This window comes from Providencia sp. Me31A (genome assembly GCF_050487165.1).
In the GTDB taxonomy this organism is placed as follows: Bacteria; Pseudomonadota; Gammaproteobacteria; order Enterobacterales; family Enterobacteriaceae; genus Providencia.
Genome location: NZ_JBKQGZ010000055.1, coordinates 1 through 4543, shown reverse-complemented (window position 1 = coordinate 4543; position 4543 = coordinate 1). Strand labels below are relative to the sequence as shown.

The window sequence follows — 4543 nt, the reverse complement described above, 5'->3', positions numbered from 1 at the left end:
AAGCGGCAGATCAGTTTGAGCGAAAAAATGGCTCTGCGTACCGTGAATTTGAAATCGCGCTCCCTCGAGAACTGAACAGCGAGCAGCAAATTGGGCTGGTTCGTGAGTTTGTGAGCCGTGAATTGGGGGAGCGTCATGCTTACACGTTAGCGATCCACAATCCCACCGCCAGTATTGACGGTGGAGAACAGCCTCACGCACATGTGATGATGAGTTTACGCGTGAATGACGGTATAGATCGTGCGCCTGACCAGTATTTTAAACGGTTTAATGCGAAATATCCTGAGCGTGGTGGCGCGCAAAAGGATTCAGGGCATAGCTTAATGTTGACTGAACAGCGCGAGGCTCTGGTTGATTTGCGTGAGCGTTGGGCGGATATCCATAATCGTTATGTTGAAAATTTAGGGATTGAACAGGCACGAATAGATCACCGTTCGCTGGCTGATCAAGGGATAGAGCGATTACCTGAATATCATTTGGGATTTGAAGCGTCAGGACGACTGACTGATGAGGATAAACTCAGTCTAAAACAGCTTCGAGAGCAGCCAGATATTGAGCGATATGGGCAAGAGCAAATGCAGTATATCGATTTTCATGATGAAAAATGGCTCTCGGAATATAAACAAGTGATGGAGCATTACCGAGCGCGGTTTGAACAGAGTTTTATTGCAGATTTAAAACAGGATATTACTGAACAAAAACAGGTGATAGAGCGCAGCGTTATCAAAGAAAAAACCATTGAACGGGAACGAGGGTTTGGCTATGGCGATTATTGAGAGTGAGAAAATTTTAGGGATAGCCCTGTTGGCGGAGCGTCAGCAAAAAGAACTATCTCAGGCGATAGAGACCATGATTGAATCGGTCGCGGAATTTAAATCCGTGTCTGAAAATGTGTCGCAACAAGTTAGACAGAATGTCACCCATGAAATTAAAAATATGAACGTGGGGCAATTATTGGGTGAACAAACAGCAAGTTCGTTCAAATCGATTGAAAGAGCAGCATTTTCCATTAAACAACAAGCGGAAATGATTAATCAGGAAACACTATCAGCCCGTAAAACCCTGTTATATGAATATGATAAGTTAAAAAATCGGTTTTGGTGGTTTATGGGGGCAGGCGTCATTTTTGCCGCCGGTTTGATGGCGTTTAATTCGTGGTATTTCAATTATGAGTTGAGTCGATTAAGTGCAGGGCAAAATATTCTTTACGAATCTATCAATGAGTTATCAGGGAAAGTTGAATCTCTTAATGTGACAAAAAAAGGTAAATAACTAACGCAGGGCAAGCCCTTTGTTCAATCCTAAAATGGACTCAAAAAATTTTGAGTCCATTTTAGGATTCTAATCTTTGGTTTTTAAGTGTTTCAGAGCCTTTTTGCTCTGAAATAAAATGATGTTAAAAACGCGCTAAAATTCGTTCAGAACCGTTCTAAACTTTCAGAGTGGTTTTGCTCTGTTTATGGGGTGAAAACGTCTCAAAATCGCTCTGAGGTGTTTTTATGGTGATAAGCGGGCTATTTTCGCCTCTAAACTCGCGTGTTTAACATAATGGGTCTTAGACGTATCAATTTTCAATATTTAAATTGTCTAATTTAAATATCTGCTCACCGATAACTTCATTTATTTTTTCCTCAGGTAAGCCAGCGATAGATAAAGCTTCTCTCATTGACTCTAATTGAGCATAAAATCTTTGTTTTGCTCTATATACACCGTCTGCAATAAATTGTGCATTTAGGTCTGATTCTATTCTATAAAAGCGTATATTTGACACACATGAATAAAACCAATCATACTTGGCTGTTAGTTCTTGGATTGCTATTGTGCCATGGGCTTCACTAATACCATCCTTTCCCAAGTAAACACTACCTTGAATGTTATCAAAACCATGCTTACCTAATGTGATTTTTATATCGTAGTAGGCATTGTTATATGAGTTACCATGATATTGGTTTTTTAGACAATTTGTATCTAAATCAAATGTTATTAGATATTTTGACATTTTTCCCCTCAATGTTGTTTATGTTAATAGAGGTTTGTAATTCATTTAGTTTCTAAATGAAATTCGCTTTATTAATTACAACTATTGTAAAAAGCATTGAATGCTGCGGCGGCTCCTTTCATATCGAATTTGGAACTATTTCCATGTTGTGCTTTTATTCTCATTATTGTGCTTGATTTCATTTTTTCTATAAGATTCGGGGCTGATAAGTCTAGTTCTGGCCATCCTAGCCCATCTTTTTTGTTTATTAGAGGCACTGTTATTATATGATCGTTATCATCAAATTTTATTTTTATAGGTGCGTAACTACGTGTGCTACCTAAAGTTCCACCAATGTTTCTACCATACACATAATGAGATGTGGTGTAATAAGATCTAATATTCATCTTTTTTTTATCAGAGGTTGAATGGGCGCATACATAGCCTATTTCATGAATATATTGGTCTGAAATTGAACCTTTTAACTTTTCACTTCGTAATTTCAATATTGTTCTAACCATTGTTCCATCAAAATCATCTTTACCAATGGTAACTTCATGATTTCCATAATTCTTTATTTCAAATGTTTCAGCTATAGAAAAGGAAGATAGTGTGATCGCAAGTACTAGTGTTATAAGTTTTTTCATTTTCAATACGTTATCGTTTTTTGGGTTTGAGTTTAGACTTCTTTAGTCTACCTTCTAATTTTACTTTTATTACTTTTGATATTTTTTTATTTGATCTTCAGCCAATGAAATTCCCTCGTTGTCATTTTCTTGTATTGATAATTGAAGTAATAATTTAATGTCTGTTATTTTTATATTGCTTTGAGCTAAAAAATATTCTCTTCTTTTAGGGAGGAGGAATGATTTTGACCAATTATTATACATCAAATCTATCATCTCACTATCAAGCTTAATCATTTCCTTTAGTTTATCAATTACTTCCATTACCTTACCTTCTTTAATTGAATTTTTATTTTTTTTTCTATAAGCAACAAATAGCTCTTTGTAATGACCTTTGTATATAGAAGGTGGGACAACGGAAGGAATCAACATTTCAATAACAAGGTTTGTGTTACCTACCTTTTTTGCTTCCATAGCTAATTCATAACGGCGGTAAGCTTTTTCTCTGTAAGTAATCATTTTGTTTAATTCTAAATTTAGTTTATCTTTATTATCATACATTTACATGACCCATCTAATTTTAATGTAATAAACCCTAATGCCCCAATGTGGTACTAATCAAAACGGAGCGAAGCGACAACATCTTCTTGTCTTTGCTTTTCTCCATGATTGTTGATTGGGTCATGGCTTCTTAGCTCGTTAATTTTGCTAAGTCTTTTTAGGTTGGGCTTCTCTCGACGGTGCAATCCTAGAAACCCTGGTCCGTTGATTGGTGCTCTTATCAGGTACGCACTGTATTCGTTAGAAACCGCAGCGTGATTCGGAGGCAGAGCCGGAATTTCGTTTTCCGGTACGTTTTACTACCACAATTTGCCTGTTTATCCTTTCGGAGACCGGGCTAAGTCCGAGTCAATCAAGTGGCACGCTTGGGTTAATGTCGTTGAATGGTTTTAAGGAAGTAGTGACAAGCTAGCTTCCAGTTGCTAAGATTGGATTGCTGAGGTCTAATCTAAGCAACTAGCGTGCTAACGAATTAGAGCGATTAAGCCGAAATGATGCAAGTCATTTCGGCTTTTTTGCGTCTAAAATATTCAAATGTTCGTTTACTAACCAATTTATTGATTACTTTTTTTCAATTTTTCGTTAAATCGAGTGAATGATTGAATGAGTCTTTCTGGGTCATAGTTGGGTTTTCCCGTTACCTTATCGACTAATCCTGATAGGGTGAGCATTCCAGCCGATAAAAACATTTGATGGTTGCGCTCGCGTCGTTTTTTCTTGTTGGCAATGCGTTCTTGTATTGCTAGTCGTTGCGCTGTTTCTTGTCGCTGTAATTCATTTTTTTCGGCTGTTGCGAGTACATGGAGTTGCTTTTGCTCTAATGATGTCCGGTTTTCGATATCCAGTAGTCGGATAATTTCCTGTTGTCGCTCCGTTTTTTCGTTGAACTTGCGAATCAATTCTATGCGTTTGGCGACCCACTCAATATTCGTTGTGCGCATTTTTACCTCGACCTTTTAATTTTATCCTTTCGATTAAATCAGAATTCTGCCTATACTGCCAATGGACATTATAGTATATAGCGCACTTATATGTTTCTGCCTACGGCGAGAAACGTGCGCCCTTGCAGGGGGCTAAAACCCAAGATGGCGACCTACCATTTTAGTGTAAAGTTTGGTGCAAAAGGACGCGGTGCAGCGCATGCGGATTACATTACTCGAGAGGGAAAATATCAGCATCGAGGCGATCTTGTGCATGTTGAGCATGGGAATATGCCTGCATGGGCAAAAGCCGAGCCTCAGCATTTCTGGCAAGCGGCAGATCAGTTTGAGCGAAAAAATGGCTCTGCGTACCGTGAATTTGAAATCGCGCTCCCTCGAGAACTGAACAGCGAGCAGCAAATTGGGCTGGTTCGTGAGTTTGTGAGCCGTGAATTGGG

7 protein-coding genes are annotated in these 4543 nt (G+C 38.3%); 3 read left to right on the top strand and 4 right to left on the bottom strand.

Annotation, left to right across the window (positions count from 1 at the left end):
• A partial coding sequence (locus ACLPIE_RS22325) for a MobA/MobL family protein (RefSeq protein WP_430263826.1) occupies positions 1–776 on the top strand: 776 nt, incomplete at its 5' end.
• Positions 763–1272, top strand: a complete 510-nt coding sequence (locus tag ACLPIE_RS22320) for a hypothetical protein (protein WP_430263825.1) — start codon at positions 763–765, stop codon at positions 1270–1272. The genes ACLPIE_RS22325 and ACLPIE_RS22320, both read left to right, overlap by 14 nt.
• Positions 1273–1564: 292 nt before the next feature.
• Here the strand turns inward: ACLPIE_RS22320 and ACLPIE_RS22315 are convergent, their stop codons facing one another.
• From ACLPIE_RS22315 to ACLPIE_RS22300, 4 genes are all read right to left on the bottom strand, one after another.
• Positions 1565–1999, bottom strand: a complete 435-nt coding sequence (locus ACLPIE_RS22315) for a VapD (protein ID WP_430263824.1) — start codon at positions 1997–1999, stop codon at positions 1565–1567.
• Positions 2000–2070: 71 nt separating this feature from the next.
• The gene (locus tag ACLPIE_RS22310) at positions 2071–2625 is read right to left on the bottom strand and encodes a hypothetical protein (RefSeq protein WP_430263823.1); all 555 of its coding nucleotides are present in this window, start codon (positions 2623–2625) and stop codon (positions 2071–2073) included.
• Between the two features lie 69 nt (positions 2626–2694).
• A complete protein-coding gene (locus ACLPIE_RS22305; protein ID WP_430263822.1) occupies positions 2695–3165 on the bottom strand; it encodes a hypothetical protein in 471 nt (156 codons plus the stop codon).
• 554 nt (positions 3166–3719) lie between these two features.
• Entirely contained in the window at positions 3720–4106 is a 387-nt protein-coding gene (locus ACLPIE_RS22300) for a hypothetical protein (RefSeq protein WP_430263821.1), read from the bottom strand.
• A 144-nt stretch (positions 4107–4250) separates the two neighbouring features.
• Here ACLPIE_RS22300 and ACLPIE_RS22295 point away from each other — a divergent pair.
• Positions 4251–4543: MobA/MobL family protein (locus ACLPIE_RS22295; protein WP_430263820.1), on the top strand; the 293-nt coding region annotated here is incomplete at its 3' end.